Here is a 23825-nt window from a genome sequence, read left to right as displayed (position 1 = left end):
TTTTTTTTTCTTGTTTTTTTTTTTTTTTTCTGGTGTCCGGGGTCGATCGACCGGACACAGCCCGCCCTCACTCGGCGTTCCCCGTGGAAACCGCCGGAAGAGACTCAGCTCCTACCGTCCTCAGCGCCCTCTTCATGACCGAGGCCCTGCTCCAGGACTCGTCCCTCGCCCGGAGCGAGCGTGCCGAGGATGCGCTCCAGATCGTCCATCGAGGCGAACTCGACGACGATCTTGCCCTTCTTCTGGCCGAGGTCGACCTTCACCCGTGTCTCGAACCGGTCGGAGAGCCGCGAGGCGAGATCGGAGAGCGCGGGAGAGACCCGCGCACCGGCGCGCGGGCCCTTCGGCTTGGCGGTGCTCTTCGCCTCGGAGTTGATCAGCGTCACGATCTCCTCGACCGCGCGCACCGAGAGCCCCTCGGCGACGATCCGGTGCGCCAGCCGGTCCTGCTCGTCCGAGTCCTCCACCGAGAGCAGAGCCCGGGCATGACCGGCCGAGAGCACACCTGCCGCGACCCTGCGCTGCACCGGAGGGGAGAGCCTCAGCAGCCGCAGTGTGTTGGAGACCTGCGGACGCGAGCGCCCGATACGGTCCGCCAACTGGTCATGAGTGCACTTGAAATCCTTGAGGAGCTGGTCATAGGCGGCCGCCTCCTCCAGCGGATTGAGCTGGGCGCGGTGCAGGTTCTCCAGCAGCGCGTCCAGCAGCAGCTTCTCGTCCTCGGTGTCCCGGACGATCGAGGGAATCCGCTCCAGGCCGGCCTCACGGCAGGCCCTCCAGCGGCGCTCACCCATGATGAGCTCATACCGCTCGGGCCCCAGCTGCCGGACGACCACCGGCTGAAGAAGTCCCACTTCCTTGATGGAGGTGACCAGCTCGGCCAGGGCGTCCTCATCGAACACCTCCCGGGGCTGGCGCGGGTTGGGAGTGATCGCATCGATCGGCACCTCGGCGAAGTGCGCCCCGGACGGCTCCAGGTGCTGCGGCACGGGCTCCTGAGCCGGTGCCGGCAGCGTGGGCTCAAGGGGAGCACCCCCCGAGGGCAGTGCGGTCACCTTGGCAGCCGCCACACCGCGCTCCGTGGTCAGCACGGGCACCGTCCCGGAAGAGCCCACGGCCCCGCCGGGAGATGTCTGCTTCTCCTGGGGAGCCGCAGGGATCAGGGCACCGAGCCCACGCCCCAACCCTCTACGTCGCTCGCTCACTGAATCCCCTCCGAGATGTTCCGCTGACTGTTCTGGGCGCCCATATGGGCAGGCTGCGGGTCGTACTGAACGCCGACTCCCCGCAGGGCGATCTCACGGGCCGCCTCAAGATACGACAGGGCACCGCTGGAGCCCGGATCGTAGGTCAGCACCGTCTGGCCATAGCTCGGAGCCTCCGAGATACGGACGGAGCGGGGGATGCTGGTCCGCAGCACTTCCTCACCGAAGTGACTCCGCACCTCCTCCGCCACCTGTGAGGCGAGCCGGGTACGGCCGTCGTACATGGTGAGCAGGATCGTGGAGACATGCAGGGCGGGGTTGAGATGCCCGCGGACCAGGTCCACATTGCGCAACAGCTGGCCGAGGCCCTCCAGTGCGTAGTACTCGCACTGAATCGGGATGAGCACCTCCGCGCCGGCCACCATCGCATTGACGGTCAGCAGACCGAGTGAGGGCGGACAGTCGATGAGGATGTAATCCAGAGGCTGCTCATAGGCCTGAATGGCCCGCTGAAGTCGGCTCTCCCGCGCCACCAGCGACACCAACTCGATCTCCGCACCGGCGAGATCGATCGTGGCGGGGGCGCAGAAGAGACCTTCGACGTCCGGGACCGGCTGGACCACCTCGGAGAGCGGTCTGCTCTCCACCAGGACGTCATAGACAGAGGGGACTTCGGCGTGGTGGTCGATTCCCAGCGCCGTGGAGGCATTGCCCTGTGGGTCCAGATCGACCACCAGAACCCGCGCACCGTGGAGTGCCAGTGAGGCCGCCAGATTCACCGTGCTGGTGGTCTTGCCCACGCCACCCTTCTGGTTGGCGACCACCATGACACGGGTCTGGTCGGGTCGGGGCAGACCCTCACCGGCACGCCCCAATGCCTCCACGGCGAGCTGAGCAGCTCGGCCAATGGGGGTGTCGTCCATCGGGGGCGGTGTTTCACGTGAAACATCCTCTCCCGGCGACTCGGTACGGGGGCCGGGGACCGGATCGGTCATCGGTCCCGCGATGTTGGCGTCGGACCGCAAGGATTCACCTTCCTCGACTTCAGGCTCGCGATGAACAGAGCCTGCCATGCTTTCGGGGTCATGAACCAGCGAGGCCCGTGCTTCTGTGGAGGAATCCACCTCTGTGGACAACTCCACCGCCCGCGCGAGGGGCTTCCTGCTCCGAATCGGGGCGGCAGCACGCCCGCGGCTGATGATTCCTTGCAGCAGTGAGCGTCGTTTCACGTGAAACACGATGCACGGGCCGCAGGACTACATCCGCACGACACTCCGCGTCGGGTACGTATGCCAGCTTGGATGGAGCATTGCCCGCGGACCGGGTCAGCGACGGCGGCGGGAGCGGCTGGTCCGGGCCGCCTTGGCCCGCTTCGCGGCGAACCGCACTCCCCCGGGGCTCTCGCCGACCTCGACCCGGACCACCGTGGAGAGCGGGTCGACCAGCCCCTCGCCCACATGCAGCACCGAGGTCTCCACCACACCGAGCTTGCTGAGCGCGGCACGGGCGCCCTTCAGCTCCTCCTCGGCCGTATCGCCCTTGAGGGCGAGCATCTCCCCGTACGGACGGAGCAGCGGAACTCCCCAGCCGGCGAGCCGGTCCAGCGGAGCCACGGCACGGGCGGTCACCACATGCACCGGGGGAAGGGTGCCGAGCACCTCCTCGGCCCGGCCGCGCACCACGGTCACATGGTCCAGGCCCAGCAGCTCCACCACTTCCTGGAGAAAGTTGGTGCGGCGCAGCAGGGGCTCCAGGAGCGTGATCTTCAGGTCGGGACGCACCAGTGCCAGCGGGATGCCCGGCAGACCCGCCCCGGAGCCCACATCGCAGACCGAGACACTCTCCGGCACCACCTCGGAGAGCACAGCGCAGTTGAGCATATGGCGTTCCCACAGCCTCGGAACCTCGCGCGGCCCGATCAGGCCGCGCTTGACTCCGGCATCAGCCAGCAGCTCCGCGTAGCGCACGGCCTCCGGATAGAAATCTCCGAATACCGTCCGCGCCGCGTCGGGCGCCTGGGGAAGCTCTGCTGCCTCCGTCACGGGGGACCGTCCTTCCGTACCGCACTGTCGCAAAGGGGACCTGGTGGCTGAACTATCAGGCTGACAAAGATCGGCCCCGCCTGCGCAACAGACGGGGCCGAAACGATGAAGGATCTAGGCGGGGAGCACGACGACGAAGCGCTGCGGCTCCTCGCCCTCGGACTCACTGCGCAGACCTGCGGCGGCAACCGCGTCGTGGACGACCTTGCGCTCGAAGGGCGTCATCGGGTCCAGCTTCACCGGCTCACCGGTGCTCTTCACCTCGTCGGCGGCCTTGGCGCCCAGCTGGGCGAGCTCCGTGCGCTTCTTGGCACGGAAACCCGCGATGTCCAGCATCAGCCTGCTGCGATCACCGGTCTCCCGGTGCACGGCGAGACGGGTCAGCTCCTGGAGGGCTTCCAGAACCTCACCGTCCCGGCCGACGAGCTTCTGGAGATCCCGGCCTCCGGCATCACTGATGATCGAGACAGCGGCCCGGTCGGCCTCGACGTCCATGTCAATGTCACCGTCGAGATCGGCGATGTCGAGCAGGCCCTCAAGGTAGTCGGCGGCGATCTCGCCCTCCTGCTCAAGGCGGGTGAGGGTGTCGCCTTCCTCGACAGCGGCTTCCTCGGCGGCGGCGGGGATGGTGCCTTCCGTCACTGATGGACTCCTTCGTACTTACTTCTTGGACGACGGGTGCTTGGGCCGCTGCTGGCCCTTGCGCTGTCCCGCCTTGGGCTGCTGGCGTGCGGCAGGCTTGCCGGCCGTCTTCGGCTGCGTGTCCTGCGGCGTGTCCTTCTTCAGCGAGGGCTTGGCCGGGCTCTGGCTCTGGCTCTGCGGGGGCGCGGTCTGCCGCTTCGCCTTGGTCTGCCGCTTGGGCTGCTGACGCTTCTGGGCGGAACCGCCCTCGGTCTCGTCAGCGGTCGTCTCGCCCTGGATCACGGTGCCGTCGGGCTGGGCGACAAAGCCGGCCTTGGCCAGACCGCTGATGAACTTGCGCTCGTTGTCATTGCGGTCCGGGCCCTTGGCGACGATGGCCTGGATGACATTGCGCTTCCGGCGGGACCGGACATCGCCACCACGGTTGCCGACGGACTTCAGCAGACGCTGGAGGTACTGGTCCTGGGCCATGCTGCCGGGCGTCGGGTTCTGGTTGATCACGTACATCTGCTGGCCCATGGTCCACACGTTGGTGGTCAGCCAGTAGACGAGGACGCCGACGGGGAAGTTGATGCCCATCACGGCGAAGATCACCGGGAAGATGTACATCATCATCTTCTGCTGCTGCATGTACGGCGTCTTGACCGTGAGGTCGACGTTCTTCTGCATCAGCTGGCGCTGCGTGTAGAACTGCGACGCCGACATCAGGATGATCATGATCGCCGTGACGATGCGCACATCGAGCAGCGTGGCGTTGAGCGCCTCGACCTTGCCGGGGCTGTCCATGAACTTCGAGGCCAGCGGGGCGCCGAAGATATGGGCCTGGCGGGCGCTGTCGAGCAGCTGCTCGTTGATGACGCCGACGGTCTTGCCCGAGGCGATGTTGGAGAGCACGTAGTACAGCGCGAAGAAGAACGGCGACTGGGCCAGAATCGGCAGGCACGAGGAGAGCGGGTTGGTGCCCGTCTCCTTGTACAGCTTCATCATCTCTTCGGACTGACGCTGCTTGTCGCTCTTGTAGCGCTCCTGGATGGCCTTCATCTTCGGCTGGAGCGCCTGCATGTTCCGCATCGACTTGATCTGCTTCACGAAGAGCGGGATCAGACAGATGCGGATGAGGATCACCAGCGAAACGATCGACAGTCCCCAGGCCCAGCCCGTATCGGGACCGAAGATCGCCCCGTAGAGCTTGTGGAACTGGACGATGATCCACGAAACAGGTGTGGTGATAAAGCTGAAGAGACTGGCAATCGTGTCCACTAATCAGGCTCCTTGAGCATGGGGCGGGGTCTCTGCGGCCGTACCCGGGGGTGTCGTGACCGACTCCCGGGCAGGCACATCGGCGGCGGAGTTCCCGCCCTTGCTGCCGCGCACGGCAGCACGCAGCATTTCGTGCCATCGCGGACGCTTACGGGCCGGCACATGGTCCACACCGCCCGGAGACCACGGATTGCACCGCAGAATCCGCCAGGCGGTGAGCACCGTGCCCTTGACCGCACCGTGCCGGTCGATGGCCGTGTACCCGTAGTGGGAACACGATGGGTAGTACCTGCAGACGGGCCCCAGCAGGGGACTGATGGTCCACTGATACAGCTTGATCAGAGCCAGCAGCGGGTACTTCATCGCGCGCCCCCTCCCAGCAGCCGCTGAAGGGCGGCATCCAGGTCTCGGGCCAGCTGTGCAGGATCGGCGTCACCCGCGCCGGGCAGCGCCCGTACCACCACCAGGCTACCGGGGGGCAGCCCGGCGAGCCGGTCTCGTATCAGATGGCGCAGACGGCGCTTGACCTTGTTGCGTACGACCGCTCCGCCCACTGCCTTGCTCACGACGAAACCCGCACACGTCGGGGAAGCGCTCTCCCCAGGCGCGTGCGGGTCCGGTGAACCGCTGCGTAGATGGACGACGAGGAGCGGGCGTCCTGCCCGCCGCCCTCGTCGTACCGCGGTCGCGAAGTCTTCGCGCCGCCTCAGCCGATTCTCGGTAGGCAGCACGTCATGACCTGTGCGCGGTCAGGCGGACAGGCGGGCGCGACCCTTGCCACGGCGAGACGCGAGAATCGCGCGGCCGGCACGGGTGCGCATGCGCAGACGGAAACCGTGGGTCTTCGCGCGACGACGGTTGTTCGGCTGGAAGGTGCGCTTGCTCACTCGGGGGCTCCAGAAATGACTCGTAGATGGCGGGACATCGCCTGGCTGTCACCGTGCGCCCACGAGAAGCTCGCGTTTACGCTCGAGTGCACCGCTTCACGATCACAGATCGTGATCTTTGCCCATCGGAGGCAGGCGGCAGCAGCCATCGACAACTCGACCTGTTTACGGTACGCGCGGCTACGCCATCCGGTCAAACCAGGGTGACTGCCGGGCCCGCTGTGCACAGGCTGTGGACAACAACTTGAACCACGCGGGTCGCCCTGACTACCTTGGCTGAACTCCGGAACTTTTCCTTTCTGTCCTTGCCTGTCCTTCCGTCCCGTCCCCGTCCCGAGAACCACACATTCGTGGGACCTGCGAGAGAGCGTGCCTTGTGGCTGACGTACCTGCCGATCTTGCCGCAGTGTGGCCACGAGTGCTGGAACAGCTCCTCGCCGAGGGCCAGCCGGGCATCGAGCCCAAGGACAAGCAGTGGATCGAGCGCTGTCAGCCCCTGGCGCTGGTCGCGGACACCGCGCTGCTGGCCGTCCCGAACGAGTGGGGGAAGCGGGTCCTCGAAGGCCGGCTCGCCCCGCTGATCAGCGACACCCTCAGCCGTGAGTGCGGTCGCCCGATCCGGATCGCGATCACCGTCGACGACTCCGCGGGCGAGCCCCCGGCGCCGCAGTCCCCGGACCGGCAGCAGCAGTCGCCGTATCCGGGCCACCAGCACGACGAGCCCCCGGGCTACCAGCGGGAGGACCCCTACGGGAGATACGGGCACCGCGCCCCGGACGACGGGCTCCCGGAGATCCGCCCCTCGTACCCCGAGTACCAGCAGCAGCGGCCCGAGCCCGGCGCGTGGCCGCGCGGCCAGGAGGACCTCTCCTGGCAGCAGCCGCGCCTCGGCGGATTCCAGGACCGCGACGGGTTCCAGGACCGGGACCCCTACGCCGGCACCAGGCCCCACCAGCCGCAGCACGACTACCGCTCCCCGCAGCCGCCCGACCGCCAGGGCTACGAGCAGCGCCCGGACCGCCGGGAGCTGCCCGACTCCTCCGCTCCGCACCGCGGTGTGCCCAGCGGCGCGCCCGGGCCGCTGGGAGCGCAGCCCTCCCCGGCCCCGGGGCCGGGGGAGCCGCACGCCCGGCTGAACCCCAAGTACCTCTTCGACACCTTTGTGATCGGCGCCTCCAACCGGTTCGCGCACGCGGCAGCCGTGGCGGTCGCCGAGGCCCCGGCGAAGGCGTACAACCCGCTCTTCATCTACGGGGAGTCGGGGCTCGGCAAGACCCATCTGCTCCACGCCATCGGGCACTACGCGCGCAGCCTCTACCCGGGTACCCGGGTGCGGTACGTCAGCTCCGAGGAGTTCACCAACGAGTTCATCAACTCGATCCGTGACGGCAAGGGCGACACCTTCCGCAAGCGCTACCGCGATGTCGACATCCTGCTGGTCGACGACATCCAGTTCCTGGCGAGCAAGGAGTCGACGCAGGAGGAGTTCTTCCACACCTTCAACACGCTCCACAACGCCAACAAGCAGATCGTGCTCTCCTCCGACCGGCCGCCCAAGCAGCTGATGACGCTGGAGGACCGGCTCCGCAACCGCTTCGAGTGGGGGCTGACCACCGATGTCCAGCCGCCGGAGCTGGAGACCCGGATCGCGATCCTGCGCAAGAAGGCGGTGCAGGAGCAGCTGAACGCCCCGCCGGAGGTGCTGGAGTTCATCGCGTCGCGCATCTCGCGGAACATCCGTGAGCTGGAGGGGGCGCTGATCCGGGTGACGGCGTTCGCCTCGCTCAACCGGCAGCCGGTGGATCTCGGGCTCACCGAGATCGTGCTGAAGGACCTGATCCCCGGTGGCGAGGACTCGGCGCCGGAGATCACCGCGAGCGCGATCATGGCGGCGACGGCGGACTACTTCGGGCTGACGGTGGAGGACCTCTGCGGCTCCTCGCGCAGCCGGGTGCTGGTCACGGCCCGGCAGATCGCGATGTACCTCTGCCGTGAGCTGACCGATCTGTCGCTGCCGAAGATCGGTGCGCAGTTCGGCGGGCGCGACCACACGACGGTGATGCACGCGGACCGGAAGATCCGGGCCCTGATGGCCGAGCGGCGCTCGATCTACAACCAGGTGACCGAACTCACCAACCGCATCAAGAACGGCTGAGACGGCCGCGGCCCGCCGCCCCCGTCAAGCGCCCCGGGCCCAGGCTCCGGGGCGCTTTCCGCTGTCCCGGGTCCGGAGCGGGGCCACCCCTGAGCACGGCGCACAGCCGGCTGAGCAGGCGCCGCGCCGCTCTCCGAACCCGCCCCGGTCCCGGGCCCGGGTCCAGGACCGCCCTGGACCGCCCCGGGCCCGGCCCAGGACCGCTCCGGGCCGCCCCCAACCCCGCTGTGGACACGCCTCGACCCTTCTCCGGAGCCGCTCCGGGCCGCCCCGAAGGCTCTTCCGGCGCCTCGCGGCACGTCCGCGCGCCCGTTCCCGGCGCATCGGCCCCGCCGGCGCTGTTCGAATACGGGCCCGCGGGAGCGGCTTCTCCACAGGCTGAGGCAGAATCCTCCATCCACAGCCTGGGGACTGGGAAGTTGTCCAGACTGTGTCCACAGCCCGAGCCGTCCGAAGATCATCCCAGCAGGTCAGCTCCCTGTGGAATTGTGGCAAACCTTCATCCACAGCCTGTGGACAGAGAATCCGTCCACAGGCTGTGATCAAAGTTGTCCACGGGCCGCCCACAGGCAACGCGGGGTTGCCCACAGCTTGTCCACACCGCTGTCCACTGTTCGGCAACATCCGGGCCGCTCTCACCGTGTCGAGTGAAAGCCGTCACACCAGAGAGCCGGATTGGGCTGTGGGGAACCTGGGTAAAGCTGGGGACAGGGCTGGGGAGAACTCCCCATGCCCTGTGCATGGCCTGTGCAGAACTTTTCGGTGTCCACAGAAGCACCCGGTTATCCACCGGCGCCACCCACAGGCGCGGTGGATAAAAAACAGGGCCTGACCTGCCAAAACGGGGTTATCCACCGTTTCCACAGGCCCTACTACTACTCCCACCTAGAGTTACCGGGGAAATCGCTTGGAAGCGGGGGCTGTGCACAACTCGGCCCGGTCGGCCGCGACACCCCCGATCACGACTTGACCCCGAGCAGCGCCGACTGTCAGTGCGGTGCGTCAGACTGGTCCCCGGCGACACAGCCGACGACGAAGGCCAGCAAGGCGAGCCAGCAACAGCAGGAGGCGGTTCCGGTGAAGATCCGGGTTGAGCGCGATGTACTCGCGGAGGCGGTGGCGTGGGTGGCCCGGAGCCTCCCGGCCCGTCCGCCGGCGCCCGTGCTCGCTGGCCTCCTGCTGAAGGCCGAGGACGGGGCGCTCAGCTTCTCCAGCTTCGACTACGAGGTCTCGGCGAAGGTCTCCGTCGAGGCCGAGGTCGACGAGGACGGCACGGTTCTCGTCTCCGGCCGGCTCCTCGCCGACATCTGCCGGGCCCTCCCCAACCGCCCCGTGGAGATCTCCACAGACGGTGTACGGGCGACCGTGGTCTGCGGCTCCTCCCGCTTCACCCTCCACACCCTTCCGGTGGAGGAGTACCCCGCGCTGCCCGAGATGCCGACCGCGACCGGCACGGTGCCCGGCGAGATCTTCGCCTCCGCCGCCGCCCAGGTCGCCATCGCCGCGGGCCGCGACGACACCCTCCCCGTCCTCACCGGTGTGCGCATCGAGATCGAGGGCGAGACGGTCACCCTGGCCTCCACCGACCGCTACCGCTTCGCGGTCCGCGAGTTCCTGTGGAAGCCGGAGAACGCCGACGCCTCCGCCGTCGCGCTGGTGCCCGCCAAGACGCTCCTGGACACCGCCAAGGCGCTGACCAGCGGTGACACGGTCACTCTCGCGCTCTCCGGCTCCGGCAAGGGCGAGGGCCTGATCGGCTTCGAGGGTGCCGGGCGCCGGACCACCACCCGGCTGCTCGAAGGCGATCTGCCGAAGTACCGGACGCTCTTCCCGACCGAGTTCAACTCGGTGGCCGTGATCGAGACCGCGCCGTTCGTCGAGGCCGTCAAGCGCGTCGCCCTCGTCGCCGAGCGGAACACTCCGGTCCGGCTGAGCTTCGAGCAGGGCGTGCTGATCCTGGAGGCCGGCTCCAGCGACGACGCACAGGCTGTGGAGCGCGTCGACGCCCAGCTGGAGGGCGACGACATCTCGATCGCCTTCAACCCGACCTTCCTGCTCGACGGGCTGAGCGCGATCGACTCCCCGGTCGCCCAGCTCTCGTTCACCACCTCCACCAAGCCCGCGCTGCTCAGTGGCAAGCCCGCCCTGGACGCCGAGGCGGACGAGGCCTACAAGTACCTGATCATGCCCGTACGGCTCTCGGGCTGAGCCCGGCCGCCCGGCTCACGACGGGCCTGCTCGCCGCCCGGGCAGGCCCGTCGGGCTGTGCGCCGCGCTCCGGCGTAGGCTCGGAACCGGATTACGCGGTTTCCGCACCGGCACTTTCGACGCTTAAGGACACTGAGATGCAGCTCGGCCTCGTCGGCCTCGGCAAAATGGGCGGCAACATGCGCGAGCGCATCCGCCGCGCGGGCCACACCGTCATCGGTTACGACCGCAACCCGGACCTCGCCGATGTCCACAGCCTCAAGGAGCTTGTGGACGGGCTGGAGGGCCCGCGCGTGGTGTGGGTGATGGTCCCGGCCGGCGCCGCGACCCAGTCCACCATCGACGAGCTGGCGGAGCTGCTCTCCCCCGGCGATGTCGTCGTCGACGGCGGCAACTCCCGCTGGACCGACGACGAGCGCCACGCCGTCGAGCTGGGCATCAAGGGCATCGGCTTCGTCGACTGCGGAGTCTCCGGCGGCGTCTGGGGCCTGGAGAACGGCTACGCGCTGATGTACGGCGGCCACGCCGACCACGTCGCCCGGGTGCAGCCCATCTTCGACGCGCTCAAGCCCGCGGGCGAGTTCGGTTCGGTCCACGCGGGCAAGGTCGGCGCCGGCCACTTCGCCAAGATGGTCCACAACGGCATCGAGTACGCCATGATGCAGGCCTACGCCGAGGGCTGGGAGCTGCTGGAGAAGGTCGACTCGGTCACCGATGTCCGTGAGGTCTTCCGCTCCTGGCAGGAGGGGACCGTGATCCGCTCCTGGCTGCTCGACCTGGCCGTCAACGCCCTGGACGAGGACGAGCACCTGGACCGGCTGCGCGGCTTCGCACAGGACAGCGGCGAGGGCCGGTGGACGGTCGAGGCCGCCATCGACAACGCCGTGCCGCTGCCGGCGATCACCGCCTCGCTCTTCGCGCGCTTCGCCTCCCGCCAGGACGACTCCCCGCAGATGAAGATGATCGCCGCACTGCGCAACCAGTTCGGCGGCCACGCGGTGGAGAACAAGAAGTAGTCCCTGAGCCGGGGGAGGTCGGCCCATATCCATGCACGTCACGCATCTGTCGTTGGCCGACTTCCGCTCGTACGCCCGGGTCGAGGTCCCGCTCGACCCGGGCATCACCGCTTTCGTGGGGCCGAACGGCCAGGGGAAGACCAACCTCGTCGAGGCGGTCGGCTATCTGGCCACCCTCGCCAGCCACCGGGTCTCCTCGGACGCCCCGCTGGTCCGGGCCGGCGCCGAGCGCGCGGTGATACGGGCCGCCGTCACCCAGGGCGACCGCTCCCAACTGGTCGAGCTCGAACTCAACCCGGGGAAGGCGAACCGGGCCCGTATCAATCGATCGTCGCAGGTCAGACCGCGTGATGTGCTGGGGATCGTCCGTACCGTGCTGTTCGCGCCGGAGGATCTGGCGCTGGTGAAGGGCGACCCGGGCGACCGGCGGCGCTTTCTGGACGAGCTGGTCACCGCGCGCTCGCCGCGCATGGCCGGGGTGCGCTCCGACTACGAGCGGGTGCTCAAGCAGCGGAACACCCTGCTGAAGTCGGCCGCGCTGGCCCGGCGCCACGGCGGGTCGAGGTCGGGGGCGGATCTGTCCACCCTGGATGTGTGGGACCAGCATCTGGCGCGCGCGGGCGCGGAGCTGCTGGCGCGGCGGATGGAGCTGATCGGGGCGCTTCAGCCGCTGGCCGACAAGGCGTACGAGTCGCTGGCCCCCGGCGGCGGACCGGTTGTCCTGGAGTACCGCTCATCGGCTGCCGAGGCGGCCGGGGCGGGTGGAACGAGCGGGCCCGGTGCGGAGACCGGCCCGGAGACCGGCGCCGAGCCGGGCGGGCACGGCCGCGAGGAGCTGTACGCCCGGATGATGGCCGCGCTCGGCGGAGTGCGCAAACAGGAGATCGAGCGGGGTGTGACCCTGGTGGGACCGCACCGCGACGACCTGGTGCTGCGGCTGGGCCGGCTGCCCGCGAAGGGGTACGCGAGCCATGGCGAGTCCTGGTCGTACGCGCTCGCGCTGCGGCTCGCCTCGTACGACCTGCTGCGGGCGGAGGGGGCCGAGCCCGTTCTCGTCCTGGACGACGTCTTCGCCGAGCTGGACGCCCGGCGCCGCGAACGGCTCGCGGAGCTGGTGGCCCCGGGCGAGCAGGTGCTGGTGACCGCCGCCGTGGACGACGACGTTCCGGGGGTGCTGGCCGGGGCGAGGTACGCCGTGGCCGGTGGAGAGGTGGCACGGGTATGAACGATCTGTTCGGCGCGGGTGCGGCGGGAGCCGCCGGCGGCGCGCCGCGGCCCACGCCCTCCGCCGGAGCGCCGGGCGCGGGCACGCCCTCCGTGCCGGTGCCGCCCGCGGTGCCCGAGCCCTCGGGGGTGGACCTCGCCCGGGTCGCCCTGCGCGCGGCCAAGGAGCAGGCCCGCGCCCGGGGCGCCGCCGCACAGGAGAAGCGGCAGGCCAGGCGGGGCGGAGGACTGCGCTCCGGGGCGCGTGCGGATGGCCGTGACCCGCTGGCGCTGGGGGCCGCGATCAACCGTCTGATCACCGAGCGCGGCTGGGAGACCCCGGCCGCGGTGGGCGGGGTGATGGGCCGCTGGCCGCAGATCGTGGGCGACGACCTGGCGAACCACTGCGTCCCGCTGCGGTACGACGAGGACCCCGGCGAGCGGGTGCTCACCGTGCAGTGCGACTCGACGGCCTGGGCGACACAGCTCCGGCTGCTGGCGCCGAGGCTGGTGGCCCGGCTGAACGAGGACCTCGGGCACGGCACCGTCAGAGTGATCAAGGTGCTGGGGCCGGGCGGTCCGCGCAAGGGGTACGGACCCCTGCGGGCGCCCGGGAGCGTGGGCCCCGGGGACACCTACGGCTGAGCCCCCGGGGGCCTGGTCCGTTTTATTGGCTTTCGCCCTGCGGAATGGTGGTTTCCGGTTGGTCCCGGCGGGGTGCCGGACCCCTCGGCCGACCCCCTCCCTCACCGTATCCGGCCATTGACAGGCCGAAGCGCTCAATGCCGGTGTGAGCCTCTTGGAGCCCCTTCCCGCATATGGGGAGTCGGACCGACCGTGTTCAGGGCGGCACATGCGGACTCAGCTACCGCCAAACCCCCATGACCGTCGGCCGTACCGGTAGACTGAACAACAATCCCGCCACCTCGCGGAACATGTCGAACGACGCAGCCGCTCCCGCTTGCCCGGAGAACGGCTTGTGCTGTGCCAGAAAGGGCGCTTCGTGGCCGATTCCGGCAACCCCAACGAGAACATCCCGTCCACCCCCGCCGGCGGGCACGGCGAGGTCACCGCCTCGTACGACGCCAGCGCGATCACCGTCCTCGAAGGGCTGGACGCGGTCCGCAAGCGCCCCGGCATGTACATCGGCTCGACCGGTGAGCGTGGGCTTCATCACCTGGTCCAAGAGGTCGTCGACAACTCCGTCGACGAGGCCATGGCCGGGCACGCGGACTCCATCGACGTGACGATCCTGGCCGACGGCGGCGTGCGCGTCGTCGACAACGGCCGCGGCATCCCGGTGGGCATTGTCCCGTCCGAGAACAAGCCCGCCGTCGAGGTCGTCCTCACGGTGCTGCACGCCGGCGGCAAGTTCGGCGGCGGCGGCTACTCCGTCTCCGGCGGTCTGCACGGCGTCGGCGTCTCCGTGGTGAACGCCCTCTCCTCCAAGGTCTCCGTCGAGGTCAAGCGGGACGGCTACCGCTGGACCCAGGACTACAAGCTCGGTGTCCCGACCGCGCCCCTCGCGCGGAACGAGGAGACCGACGAGAGCGGCACCACCGTCACCTTCTGGGCCGACGGCGACGTCTTCGAGACGACGGAGTACTCCTTCGAGACGCTGTCGCGCCGCTTCCAGGAGATGGCCTTCCTCAACAAGGGCCTCACCCTGAAGCTGACCGACGAGCGCGAGTCGGCCAAGGCCACCGCGGGCGCCGACATCGCCGAGGAGGCGGAGCGGGAGCAGGTCCGCACGGTCACGTACCACTACGAGGGCGGCATCGTCGACTTCGTGAAGTACCTCAACTCGCGCAAGGGCGAGCTGATCCACCCCACGGTGATCGACATCGAGGCGGAGGACCGGGAGCGGCAGCTCTCCGTCGAGATCGCGATGCAGTGGAACTCTCAGTACACCGAGGGCGTTTACTCCTTTGCGAACACCATCCACACGCATGAGGGGGGTACGCATGAGGAAGGGTTCCGCGCCGCGCTCACCGGCCTCGTCAACCGCTACGCCCGCGACAAGAAGCTCCTCCGCGAGAAGGACGACAACCTCTCCGGCGAGGATATCCGCGAGGGTCTGACGGCGATCATCTCCGTCAAGCTGGGCGAGCCGCAGTTCGAGGGCCAGACCAAGACCAAGCTGGGCAACACGGAGGCGAAGACCTTCGTCCAGAAGGTCGTGCACGAGCACCTCACCGACTGGTTCGACCGCAACCCCAACGAGGCGGCGGACATCATCCGCAAGTCGATCCAGGCGCAGACGGCGCGTGTCGCCGCCCGCAAGGCCCGTGATCTGACCCGCCGCAAGGGGCTGCTGGAGTCGGCCTCCCTGCCCGGCAAGCTCAGCGACTGCCAGTCGAACGACCCCACCAAGTGCGAGATCTTCATCGTCGAGGGTGACTCCGCCGGCGGTTCGGCGAAGTCCGGCCGCAACCCGATGTACCAGGCCATCCTGCCCATCCGCGGCAAGATCCTGAACGTCGAGAAGGCCCGGATCGACAAGATCCTCCAGAACACCGAGGTCCAGGCGCTGATCTCGGCCTTCGGCACCGGGGTCCACGAGGACTTCGACATCGAGAAGCTCCGCTATCACAAGATCATCCTGATGGCGGACGCCGATGTCGACGGCCAGCACATCAACACCCTGCTGCTGACCTTCCTCTTCCGCTTCATGCGGCCCCTGGTCGAGGCCGGCCATGTCTTCCTCTCCCGCCCGCCGCTGTACAAGATCAAGTGGGGTCGGGACGACTTCGAGTACGCGTACTCGGACCGTGAGCGCGACGCCCTGGTGGAGCTGGGCAAGCAGTCGGGCAAGCGCATCCGCGAGGACTCGATCCAGCGCTTCAAGGGTCTGGGCGAGATGAACGCCGAGGAGCTGCGCATCACCACCATGGACCAGGAGCACCGCGTCCTCGGCCAGGTCACCCTGGACGACGCGGCCCAGGCCGACGACCTGTTCTCGGTGCTGATGGGTGAGGACGTCGAGGCCCGGCGTTCCTTCATCCAGCGCAATGCCAAGGACGTCCGCTTCCTCGACATCTGAGTCGGTCTCAGCTGACCGCACGAAAGGACTGAAGACCAGCAATGGCCGACGAGACACCCACCCCTGCCTCCGCCGAAGCCGCGTTCGCGATGCGGATCGAGCCCGTCGGGCTCGAAACCGAGATGCAGCGCTCGTACCTCGACTACGCGATGTCCGTGATCGTCTCGCGCGCGCTCCCCGACGTGCGGGACGGTCTCAAGCCCGTCCACCGCCGGGTGCTCTACGCGATGTACGACGGCGGCTACCGGCCCGAGAAGGGCTTCTACAAGTGCGCCCGCGTCGTCGGTGACGTCATGGGTACGTACCACCCGCACGGCGACTCCTCGATCTACGACGCCCTGGTGCGGCTCGCCCAGCCGTGGTCGATGCGTCTGCCGCTGGTGGACTCCAACGGAAACTTCGGCTCCCCGGGCAATGACCCGGCCGCCGCGATGCGGTACACCGAGTGCAAGCTCAAGCCGCTGTCGATGGAGATGCTCCGGGACATCGACGAGGAGACCGTCGACTTCCAGGACAACTACGACGGCCGCAACCAGGAGCCGACGGTCCTCCCGGCCCGTATCCCGAACCTGCTGGTGAACGGCTCGGCGGGAATCGCGGTCGGCATGGCGACCAATATCCCGCCGCATAATCTGCGCGAGGTCGCGGCCGGCGCCCAGTGGGCGCTGGAGCACCCCGAGGCGAGCCACGAGGAGCTGCTCGACGCGCTGATCGAGCGCATCAAGGGCCCCGACTTCCCGACCGGCGCGCTGGTCGTGGGCCGCAAGGGCATCGAGGAGGCGTACCGCACCGGCCGCGGCTCCATCACCATGCGCGCCGTCGTCGAGGTCGAGGAGATCCAGAACCGCCAGTGCCTGGTGGTCACGGAGCTTCCGTACCAGGTCAACCCCGACAACCTCGCGCAGAAGATCGCCGACCTGGTGAAGGACGGCAAGATCGGCGGGATCGCCGACGTCCGCGACGAGACCTCGTCGCGGACCGGCCAGCGCCTGGTCATCGTCCTCAAGCGGGACGCGGTCGCGAAGGTGGTGCTGAACAACCTCTACAAGCACACCGACCTCCAGACGAACTTCGGCGCGAACATGCTGGCGCTGGTCGACGGAGTGCCGCGCACCCTGTCGCTGGACGCCTTCATCCGCCACTGGGTGCACCACCAGATCGAGGTCATCGTCCGGCGCACCAAGTTCCGGCTGCGCAAGGCGGAGGAGCGGGCGCACATCCTGCGCGGTCTCCTCAAGGCGCTGGACTCCATCGACGACGTCATCGCGCTGATCCGGCGCAGCGACACCGTCGAGATCGCCCGCGGCGGCCTGATGGAGCTGCTCTCCATCGACGAGATCCAGGCCAACGCCATCCTGGAGATGCAGCTCCGCCGGCTGGCCGCCCTGGAGCGGCAGAAGATCGTCGCGGAGCATGACGAGCTCCAGGCGAAGATCAACGAGTACAACGCGATCCTCGCCTCCCCGGAGAAGCAGCGCGGGATCGTCAGCGAAGAGCTGGCCGTGATCGTGGAGAAGTTCGGCGACGACCGGCGCTCCATGCTGGTGCCCTTCGACGGTGACATGTCCATCGAGGACCTGATCGCCGAGGAGGACATCGTCGTCACCATCTCGCGCGGCGGCTATGTGAAGCGCACGAAGACGGACGACTACCGCTCGCAGAAGCGCGGCGGCAAGGGCGTCCGGGGCACCAAGCTCAAGGAAGACGACATCGTCGACCACTTCTTCGTCTCCACCACCCACCACTGGCTGCTCTTCTTCACCAACAAGGGCCGGGTCTACCGGGCCAAGGCGTACGAGCTGCCGGACGCCGGGCGGGACGCGCGCGGACAGCATGTGGCCAATCTGCTGGCCTTCCAGCCGGATGAGCAGATTGCCGAGATCCTCGCCATCCGCGACTACGAGGCCGCGCCGTATCTGGTGCTCGCCACCAAGGGCGGTCTGGTCAAGAAGACCTCGCTGAAGGACTACGACTCGCCGCGGTCGGGCGGTGTCATCGCGATCAACCTCCGGGAGACCGAGGACGGCCGCGACGACGAGCTGATCGGCGCCGAGCTGGTGTCGGCCGAGGACGATCTGCTGCTCATCAGCAAGAAGGCCCAATCGATCCGATTCACCGCTACGGACGACGCGCTGCGCCCGATGGGGCGTGCGACATCCGGGGTCAAGGGGATGAGTTTCCGCGAAGGGGACGAGCTCCTGTCGATGAATGTCGTCCGGCCCGGTACGTTCGTGTTCACTGCTACCGACGGTGGGTACGCCAAGCGCACCGGTGTGGACGAGTACCGGGTCCAGGGTCGTGGCGGCCTCGGCATCAAGGCTGCCAAGATCGTGGAGGACCGCGGAACGCTCGTGGGTGCCCTGGTGGTCGAGGAGACGGACGAGATTCTCGCCATCACCCTCGGCGGCGGTGTGATTCGTACGCGAGTCAATGAAGTCAGGGAGACGGGCCGTGACACCATGGGCGTTCAACTGATCAACCTGGGCAAGCGGGATGCCGTGGTCGGCATCGCCCGCAATGCCGAGGCAGGGCGTGAGGCCGAAGAGGTCGAAGGGACCGACGAGGCCGCAGGGACCGACGAGGCCGACACCGGTGTGGCCGAGACGGCAGTCGAGGGCACGGAGCCCTCGGCCGGGGAGCACGAGGAGTAGAGCGTGAGTGGAGCCACGGGCGCCGGTTCGGCCGCTGGAGCGGCTGATACTGCCAAATCGAGCGGTGCCCGTGGCTCTGCCGCGGACTCCCAGGGGGATACGGTGACGGAGAGCCGGGGGTCCAACCCCCCGTACGAGATGTTCGGCGGCGAGCAGCCGGCCCGTAAGAAGGCCGCTCAGCCCTACCGCCCGCCCCAGGCCTATCAGACGCCCCAGGGCGCCGATGGGACCGAGTCGGGCATGCGCCTGCCCCGCACCGGGGCGCGGACGACCCCGCGCACCCGCAAGGCCCGGCTGCGGGTCGCGAAGGCCGACCCGTGGTCGGTCATGAAGGTCAGTTTCCTGCTCTCGATCGCGCTGGGCATCTGCACGGTGATCGCCGCCGCGGTGCTGTGGATGGTCATGGACGCCATGGGCGTCTTCTCCACGGTCGGCGGGACGATCAGCGAGGCCACCGGCTCGACGGAGAGCAATGGGTTCGACCTCCAGTCGTTCCTGTCGCTGCCGCGCGTGCTGATCTTCACCTCGGTCGTGGCCGTCATCGATGTGGTGCTCGCCACCGCGCTGGCGACGCTCGGGGCGTTCATCTACAACCTGTCCGCCGGTTTCGTGGGCGGTGTCGAGCTCACGCTGGCCGAGGACGAATAGCCGTCTCCCGGCTCCGCCGGGGAACGGATTTGGGAGCTGCGCCAGAGGTGCGCTAATCTTCAGAGGTCAGCGCAGAGCGCGGCGGGGCTATAGCTCAGTTGGTTAGAGCGCATCCCTGATAAGGATGAGGCCACAGGTTCAAATCCTGTTAGCCCCACAGCAGTGAATCGGCCCGTACGGAGTTCTTCGTACGGGCCGTTCGCATTCGGGTGCGCACTCGTCCGGGCCGGCCGTGGCGGAGGGGGGCTCAGGTCACCGATCGGTATCGGTCGGTGTGTATAGTCGGGCGGCAGAAGTCCTCATACGTCAAGGAAAGACGAGGTCGCGCGGTGAAGAAGCTTCTCCTGGTCGCACTGGCTGCCATCGGCGGGCTCCTCGTGTACCGCCAGATCCAGGCGGATCGCGCCGAGCAGGATCTGTGGACGGAGGCGACCGACTCCGTGCCCGCAGGTTCGGGTGTGTGAGACGCAGCAGTCTTGAGCGAAGCCCCGGCCGTCTGAGCGGCCGGGGCTTCGTGCTGTCCGCCTCCGCCGGGGCTTCTCCCCGGCTCTTCTCTTCTGCGAATCGGATGATCGCGTCTGCGAATCCGGTGCCCCGGCTCGGTGCGGGCGGCCCCGTCAGTTCTGGGAGAGGGCCCAGAAGCCGACCGTGAAGCAGATCAGCGCCAGCACCAGCACCGGGACCACGATCTTCGGGCCGGGACCCCGCCGCCGGTGCGACCGCCGCGCGGGCCGGGCCGGCGTCCCGGCGGGGCTCGCGGCGGGGCTCCGGGCGGTGTACGCGGCGGTGACGGCCGGCCGGGGCCCGGCCGCCGGGCCCGGGGGCAGCGGCGGCGGGGTGGCCGGCTGGGCCGGATGCGGCGGCGGGGTGGGCGGCTGCCGCGGTGGCGGCGGGACGGGGACCGCGAAGCGGCCCGTCGGTGCCGGCGGGTGCGGCGGCGGTGCGAAGGGTCCGGCGGAGGTGCGCACGGCGCCGGGGCTGCCCGGCACGGGTACGGGAGAGGGCGCGGGCGCGGTGGCGGGCGTCGGGGAGCCGGTGGCGGCGTCGGTGGGTCCGGTGGGTCCGGTGGCTCGGCCGGGGGCGTCCGCGGGCGGAGGCCCCGGGCGCTCGGGGTCGCGCGGGCTCTCCGGGCCCTCGGGTCCGAACCCCGGTGGCAGCGGACCCAGTTGGTCGAAGATCTCCACCGGTTCGTCGTCGGGGCCGGCCTCCGGAAGGACCTCCACGGCCGCGGCGAGCGCCTTGCGCGCCCCGGTGGCCGAGCGGAAGCGGGACTCCGGGTCGGGCTGGAGCAGACCGGCCAGTACCTGCCACAGCGGCTCCGGGACGCCCTGGGGCGCGCCCGGGGTCCCCTGGCTGGTGAAGTACTCCACCAGGGCCCTGGAGTCGGGTTTCCGGCCTTCGAGCAGATAGAGCGCGACCAGGCCGGCCGCGAAGAGATCGGCCGTGAAGTCCGGCTCGGCGCCCTCCATTTGCTCGGGCGCGAAGTAGCCGGGTGTCCCCACGACGTAGTTGGTCTCGGTCAGCCTCGGTTCGCCCTTGCGCATGGAGATCCCGAAGTCGGACAGCCGCAGATGGGGGCGGCCGGTGCCGGTGGCCTCCAGCAGGACGTTGGCCGGTTTGATGTCCCGGTGCACGACTCCCTCCGCGTGCACCGCGGCCAGCCCGGAGAGCAGCTGATCGAGCAGGGTGCACACATAGCGGGCCGGCAACGGGCCGTAGTCGCCGATCACATGGGCGAGGGAGCCGCCGCTCACCAGGTCCATCGTGAAGAGCACCTGGTCGTCGTCCGCGGCCCAGCTGGCCGGGGCGAGGACATGGGGGTGATCGATCCGCAGCGCCTGTTCCCGCACGAATCTGAGCAGGGTGTGCGCGTCGCTCTGCTGGAGCACCTTCGCCGCCACATAGCGGCGGCGCCGATGGTCCCAGGCACGCCAGACGGCGCCCACCCCGCCGCGCCCGATCGGGTCGACGAGCTCATACCGGCCGGCGAAGACCTCACCCATGGCGCTGCGTCCGCTCCCCGTTCCCTCGTGAGGCCGTGATCCGTTCCCGCCCGGCCTCGGTGGTCAGCTCTGGTGGGACTCGTAGTGCGCGACGGCGTCCGCGGTGCGCCCGGCCCCGTACACCCGGAGGAACTCTGCCAGTTCGGGATGGGTGGGGGCGAGCGAGTCGGCGGCGTCGATGATGTCGCCCGCGGCGGCCACGGAGCGCAGCAGCGACTGGATCTCCCGCACCACCCGGCGTACCGTCGGCGCGCCCGAGCTGTTGGTGGTCTGGCTGGCGGCGGTCAGCACGGAGCCCCCCTGGGACTTCTTGATCTCTTCCATCCGGTCGGTCGCCTCGGCGGCGCTGACACTGCCGTCGGAGACCAGCCCGGCCAGCTCCTGGAGCGCCTGGACCCGCTGGACCACGGCGGGGTTGCCGATCTTCGCGCGCTGGCCGCTCATGAGCTGGGAGAGCATGGGGGCCGACAGACCGAGCACAGCGGCGAGCCGCGCCTGGTTCAGCCCGAGGTCATCTATCAGCCGCCGGAAGAGCGCCCCCAGGGGCTCCCCGTACCAGCTCCGCTGGAGCTCCCTGGCTCTGGCGGTTGTCTCCTGCTGAGCGGCGTCCATGCGCGTCTCCCCATCGCTTCCCCAAGCGGGCTTCGCTGCTGCGAACCACGACGAGCATCTTACGGAGAGTGGTTGCGTATCGTCAGCCCCCACCGTTTTGCAGGATCACCGGGTGCACCCGGTACTCTGGTCTGCGGCGGGGACGAGGCGCTCGGTGTACTCGACTCTGTCACCCGTACGGGGCCTTAGCTCAGTTGGTAGAGCGCTGTCTTTGCATGGCAGATGTCAGGGGTTCGACTCCCCTAGGCTCCACGCGCGAGAGACCCCCTGACCTCGGTTCACCGAGGTCAGGGGGTCTCTCCATGTCCAGGGTGGTGAGAGGGGGCCGGCCGGCGGGGTTCTCCGTGCGGGGAGTGCGGTCGGGGAGGCCGGGTGTCCGGGGCGTTGGCGGTGTGGTGCGGTGCGGGCGGGGTGGGGGCCGTGCTGGTGGGGATGGTCTCAGTTGGAGAGGGTCTCCTTCGGTTCGAGGAGCCGCTGCTGGGAGATGAGATAGCCGAGCTCCGCCCGGCTGCGGCTGCCCAGGGCCTCCGAGACCTTCTTGATATGGGTGGAGACGGTGCGGGAACTCACCCCCAGCCGGGCCGCGATGGACTCGTCCGTGTGGCCGGTGACCACCATCCGGAGCATGGTCCGGCGCACCGCGTTGGTGAGCAGATCGGGCCGGTGCTGGCCGATGGCGATGGAGACGGGTATCGCCCGCTCCCACATGTGGTCGAAGGCCTTGGAGAGAAAGGCGATGGCGCCGGGGTGGCGGATGGCGAGGGCCGTGGTCTTCCGTTCCGGGATGCCGGGGATGAAGGCGATGGAGCGGTCACAGATGATGACCCGCTCGAACACCTCGTCCAGGGTGCTGACCTGAGCGCCCTCGGCCAGGACCCGTTCGATGTACGCCAGTGTCGGGCTGTGCGAGCGCACGCTGTGCTGGTAGAGAGTGCGCTGCTGGACGCCCCTGCGCACCAGGGCGAGATCCCGAGGCAGGGCCTCGGCCAGCAGATCGGGGGAGCGGCCACCCCCGGGCTGGGCCGTGAGTAATTCCTCCTTGCACGCCCCGACGGCCAGTCGTAGCGCCTCGCTGATCACGTCCACGCCCATTAAGGACTCGATCGGCAGTTCCACCTGCTGCCGGACTTTCCGATAGACACCCTCCGCCGCCAGAAAGGAGGAACGCAGCGCCGCGAGTGTGTTCTGGTGGCGCTCTATGTTGCGTTCCACCGGGCGGGCGAGTTCTGACTGGGCAATTTCCGGCGGGATGGGTACATAGGAATTCGCTGTTCCCGGAAGGGGGCGGAGAAGCCCGCAGATGAGCAGGCAATCGAGGACCTCGCCGGATATTGCGCCCGCTCTGAGCGCCTCATGGTACTGCTCTAGTCCCTGATTGCACAGGTGTACCCCGAAATATGAAGCTATGTCGGTCTCTTGGCACATTTGCGCCCCTTTCATGTTTTCGCGTTTCGTAATCATGATGCCAGGTGGACTCGTATCACTGTCGTGATCCGCGCAGGATTGACGAGTCGCTAGGCAGGCGACGGGACGATTACTTGCAATACTTTCTCGGTCGTGATCGATGTTGAAGTCGGGACCGGGCATTGCCATGTGTGGAAGTGGGACTGCTAAACGCGAAACCAGTCACATCGATGAGGTGTCGAAAATGTCTCGGATCGTCTACCCCGCCTATGCCCTTCTTCCCCTCTCCGCATCGACCGCGTACCAGCAGGTCATGGCCGTCTTCAGAGCCTCAGCCGGGTCATGCGCCGCGCCGGCCGGTCACACCGGCGCGCGGTACGACTCGGCCTGGGGCTGACCGCCCCCCTTCATCGCCCGGCCCGCATTCGGGAAGCGGGAGTGACCGCCCTGCGTGCATGGCTCATATGTATCGGTCGGGTCGATTGAAGGATTAATTGAATGGCGACCCTCTTCGCCGTCTCCGACGCTTCCGTCGTGCCCGCTGGTGCCCGCTTCCGGTGAATGGCGGCGAAGAGCGATCGTTCTGTCATCAGGCCGTGCACATACCGACCGGCTGGACGGCGATACACGCCGAGGACTCCAGGCACGGCTGCCTGGACTTTGTGGAACGCAGGCCCGTCCGAAAGGAAGCAGCGCGCTCATGCATTCGACGATTCCGGTGGCCGAACCGGCAGTTCTTCCGATCATGTTCGAGTCCGTGGTGGGGTTGGTGCCGGGGGCTGTGGCTGTGGAGTGTGCTGGGGTTGGTGTGTCTTATGGGGTGGTGAATGCGCGGGTGAATCGGCT

22 protein-coding genes and 2 tRNA genes are annotated in these 23825 nt (G+C 68.6%); 13 read left to right on the top strand and 11 right to left on the bottom strand.

All coding sequences use genetic code 11. The features are described 5' to 3' along the window. Positions 1–104: 104 nt before the first annotated feature. The 8 genes from ABT122_RS29920 to rpmH form a co-directional block, all read right to left on the bottom strand. Positions 105–1205 carry a ParB/RepB/Spo0J family partition protein gene (locus ABT122_RS29920; protein ID WP_351558659.1) on the bottom strand — a complete coding sequence of 367 codons (1101 nt, stop codon included), beginning with the start codon at positions 1203–1205 and terminating at the stop codon, positions 105–107. Next, positions 1202–2278 (bottom strand): ParA family protein, encoded by a 1077-nt coding sequence (locus tag ABT122_RS29915; protein ID WP_351558657.1) that lies wholly within the window; start codon positions 2276–2278, stop codon positions 1202–1204. The genes ABT122_RS29920 and ABT122_RS29915 overlap by 4 nt, the downstream gene beginning before the upstream one ends. A gap of 252 nt (positions 2279–2530) precedes the next feature. Then, the gene (gene rsmG / locus ABT122_RS29910; RefSeq protein ID WP_351558655.1) at positions 2531–3247 is read right to left on the bottom strand and encodes a 16S rRNA (guanine(527)-N(7))-methyltransferase RsmG; all 717 of its coding nucleotides are present in this window, start codon (positions 3245–3247) and stop codon (positions 2531–2533) included. 114 nt (positions 3248–3361) lie between these two features. Continuing rightward, the gene (locus ABT122_RS29905; protein WP_351558653.1) at positions 3362–3889 is read right to left on the bottom strand and encodes a Jag family protein; all 528 of its coding nucleotides are present in this window, start codon (positions 3887–3889) and stop codon (positions 3362–3364) included. Positions 3890–3907: 18 nt separating this feature from the next. After that, positions 3908–5149, bottom strand: coding sequence for a membrane protein insertase YidC (yidC, locus tag ABT122_RS29900; protein WP_351558652.1), 1242 nt, complete (start codon positions 5147–5149; stop codon positions 3908–3910). Between the two features lie 3 nt (positions 5150–5152). Continuing rightward, the gene (gene yidD, locus ABT122_RS29895) at positions 5153–5512 is read right to left on the bottom strand and encodes a membrane protein insertion efficiency factor YidD (protein ID WP_351558650.1); all 360 of its coding nucleotides are present in this window, start codon (positions 5510–5512) and stop codon (positions 5153–5155) included. After that, complete coding sequence (rnpA, locus tag ABT122_RS29890; RefSeq protein ID WP_351558648.1) at positions 5509–5880, bottom strand: ribonuclease P protein component; 372 nt, start codon at positions 5878–5880, stop codon at positions 5509–5511. Before rnpA ends, yidD begins: the two co-directional genes overlap by 4 nt. Before the next feature lie 18 nt (positions 5881–5898). Further along, positions 5899–6036 (bottom strand): 50S ribosomal protein L34, encoded by a 138-nt coding sequence (gene rpmH / locus ABT122_RS29885; protein WP_003949374.1) that lies wholly within the window; start codon positions 6034–6036, stop codon positions 5899–5901. 376 nt (positions 6037–6412) lie between these two features. Here rpmH and dnaA point away from each other — a divergent pair, with 376 nt between their 5' ends. From dnaA to ABT122_RS29835, 10 genes are all read left to right on the top strand, one after another. Beyond that, positions 6413–8191, top strand: a complete 1779-nt coding sequence (gene dnaA / locus ABT122_RS29880; protein ID WP_351558646.1) for a chromosomal replication initiator protein DnaA — start codon at positions 6413–6415, stop codon at positions 8189–8191. Between the two features lie 1077 nt (positions 8192–9268). Then, complete coding sequence (dnaN, locus tag ABT122_RS29875) at positions 9269–10399, top strand: DNA polymerase III subunit beta (RefSeq protein ID WP_351558644.1); 1131 nt, start codon at positions 9269–9271, stop codon at positions 10397–10399. Positions 10400–10536: 137 nt separating this feature from the next. After that, a complete protein-coding gene (gene gnd / locus ABT122_RS29870; protein WP_351558642.1) occupies positions 10537–11415 on the top strand; it encodes a phosphogluconate dehydrogenase (NAD(+)-dependent, decarboxylating) in 879 nt (292 codons plus the stop codon). A 31-nt stretch (positions 11416–11446) separates the two neighbouring features. Continuing rightward, positions 11447–12640 carry a DNA replication/repair protein RecF gene (recF, locus tag ABT122_RS29865; protein ID WP_351558640.1) on the top strand — a complete coding sequence of 398 codons (1194 nt, stop codon included), beginning with the start codon at positions 11447–11449 and terminating at the stop codon, positions 12638–12640. Beyond that, positions 12637–13263, top strand: a complete 627-nt coding sequence (locus ABT122_RS29860) for a DciA family protein (RefSeq protein WP_351558638.1) — start codon at positions 12637–12639, stop codon at positions 13261–13263. Before recF ends, ABT122_RS29860 begins: the two co-directional genes overlap by 4 nt. 334 nt (positions 13264–13597) lie before the next feature. Beyond that, on the top strand, positions 13598–15661 hold the full coding sequence (gene gyrB, locus ABT122_RS29855) for a DNA topoisomerase (ATP-hydrolyzing) subunit B (RefSeq protein ID WP_351558636.1): 2064 nt from the start codon (positions 13598–13600) through the stop codon (positions 15659–15661). A 41-nt stretch (positions 15662–15702) separates the two neighbouring features. After that, positions 15703–18312: a DNA gyrase subunit A gene (gyrA, locus tag ABT122_RS29850; protein ID WP_351558634.1), complete on the top strand. Its 2610-nt coding sequence runs from the start codon at positions 15703–15705 to the stop codon at positions 18310–18312. 3 nt (positions 18313–18315) lie between these two features. Then, complete coding sequence (locus tag ABT122_RS29845) at positions 18316–18960, top strand: DUF3566 domain-containing protein (protein ID WP_351558632.1); 645 nt, start codon at positions 18316–18318, stop codon at positions 18958–18960. 83 nt (positions 18961–19043) lie between these two features. Beyond that, a tRNA-Ile gene (locus ABT122_RS29840) sits at positions 19044–19117 on the top strand. A gap of 172 nt (positions 19118–19289) precedes the next feature. After that, positions 19290–19424, top strand: coding sequence for a DLW-39 family protein (locus tag ABT122_RS29835; RefSeq protein ID WP_003958712.1), 135 nt, complete (start codon positions 19290–19292; stop codon positions 19422–19424). Between the two features lie 153 nt (positions 19425–19577). Here the strand turns inward: ABT122_RS29835 and ABT122_RS29830 are convergent, their stop codons facing one another. Further along, positions 19578–20963, bottom strand: coding sequence for a serine/threonine-protein kinase (locus tag ABT122_RS29830; protein ID WP_351558631.1), 1386 nt, complete (start codon positions 20961–20963; stop codon positions 19578–19580). Positions 20964–21026: 63 nt separating this feature from the next. Then, entirely contained in the window at positions 21027–21575 is a 549-nt protein-coding gene (locus ABT122_RS29825) for a helix-turn-helix domain-containing protein (protein ID WP_351558629.1), read from the bottom strand. A 179-nt stretch (positions 21576–21754) separates the two neighbouring features. Here ABT122_RS29825 and ABT122_RS29820 point away from each other — a divergent pair. Continuing rightward, positions 21755–21827: transfer RNA gene (locus tag ABT122_RS29820), tRNA-Ala, on the top strand. A gap of 186 nt (positions 21828–22013) precedes the next feature. On the opposite strand, the gene ABT122_RS29815 is transcribed toward ABT122_RS29820, so the two are convergent. Continuing rightward, positions 22014–22787, bottom strand: coding sequence for a helix-turn-helix transcriptional regulator (locus tag ABT122_RS29815; protein ID WP_351558627.1), 774 nt, complete (start codon positions 22785–22787; stop codon positions 22014–22016). A gap of 436 nt (positions 22788–23223) precedes the next feature. On the opposite strand from ABT122_RS29815, the gene ABT122_RS29810 reads away from it, so the two are divergent. After that, positions 23224–23376 (top strand): hypothetical protein, encoded by a 153-nt coding sequence (locus tag ABT122_RS29810; protein ID WP_351558625.1) that lies wholly within the window; start codon positions 23224–23226, stop codon positions 23374–23376. A gap of 160 nt (positions 23377–23536) precedes the next feature. Next, positions 23537–23806 (top strand): MbtH family NRPS accessory protein, encoded by a 270-nt coding sequence (locus ABT122_RS29805; RefSeq protein WP_351558623.1) that lies wholly within the window; start codon positions 23537–23539, stop codon positions 23804–23806. The last annotated feature ends 19 nt before the right edge of the window (positions 23807–23825 follow it).

The organism is Streptomyces sp. NPDC001985, from assembly GCF_040296845.1.
In the GTDB taxonomy this organism is placed as follows: Bacteria; Actinomycetota; Actinomycetes; order Streptomycetales; family Streptomycetaceae; genus Streptomyces.
The sequence above is the reverse complement of the archived record's forward strand: the minus strand, read 5'-3'. Positions and strand labels throughout refer to the sequence as shown.